Source organism: Mesorhizobium sp. M1088 (assembly GCF_040318575.1).
Classification (GTDB): Bacteria; Pseudomonadota; Alphaproteobacteria; order Rhizobiales; family Rhizobiaceae; genus Mesorhizobium.
In genome coordinates this window covers 1-1,026 of sequence record NZ_JAMYMO010000118.1, presented here as the reverse complement: position 1 = coordinate 1,026, position 1,026 = coordinate 1, and the positions used below count along the sequence as shown (strand labels likewise).

General features: G+C 63.8%; 1 protein-coding gene. It reads left to right on the top strand.

Annotated features, from left to right (window positions below; translation table 11 throughout):
• Window positions 1–1,026 (top strand): amino acid adenylation domain-containing protein (locus tag NKH49_RS34720; protein ID WP_352930200.1); only part of this gene is annotated, 1,026 nt, incomplete at both ends.

Here is a 1,026-nt window from a genome sequence, read left to right as displayed (position 1 = left end):
ATCTGCCGCTGGACCCGGCCTATCCCTGCGCGCGGCTGCGGCAGGTTCTCGACGAAGCCGCGCCGCACCTGCTGCTGGCCGATGCGGCCGGACGCGCCGCACTCGGCGCCGAGGCGCTGGCCGATGTGAGGGTGGTCGATCTTACGACGGCCACGGCCTGGGCCGGGCTGCCCGCTTGCGATCCCGAGCCGCGCGCCCTTGGCCTCACCGCGCGCCATCTCGCCTATGTGATCTACACCTCAGGCTCCACAGGAACCCCAAAGGGCGTCATGGTCGAGCATGGAAGTCTGGTAAATTATTTGCATTGGTCGGATCGCAGCCATTACGAACGAGCCGGCAACGGCTCACCCATGCTGCTGTCGTTCAGCTTCGACGGCGGCATCACAACCTTGTTCGGGCCTCTGTTGGCGGGCGCCAGGCTCCGCATTCTAATAGACTGGCTTGGTGCTGTAGAGGATGGTCAGACCTATGATCTGATCAAGCTGACGCCTTCGCATCTAAGCATGCTGAACAAGCGGCTTGAAGCCTACAAGGGACCAGCCCCGGCCAGAGCGCTCATGGTCGGGGGCGAGGCCTTGATCCAGGCAGACATGCAGTTTTGGCAAGAGCGTTTCCCGAACGTGCGTCTGATCAATCAATTTGGTCCGACAGAAGCGACGGTTGGATGTGCCACATTCGAGATATCCGAAGCCGTCGAGGGGCTGGCCTCGATCCCGATCGGGCGTCCGATTGCGAATACGCGGGTGTATCTGCTGGACGGTCATGGTGCGCCCGTTCCGTTCGGAGCGGTCGGGGAGCTTTATGTTGGCGGGGCGGGGGTTGCGCGGGGCTACCTGAACCGGCCTGATCTGACGGCGGAGCGGTTCATCGCCAGTCCCTTTGTGGAAGGCGATCGGCTGTACCGGACCGGCGACCTGGCGCGTTATCTGCCGGACGGCAATCTGGAGTTTCTGGGCCGCAACGACGACCAGGTGAAGATCCGCGGCTTCCGCATCGAGCCGGGCGAGATCGCCGCGCGGCTGATCG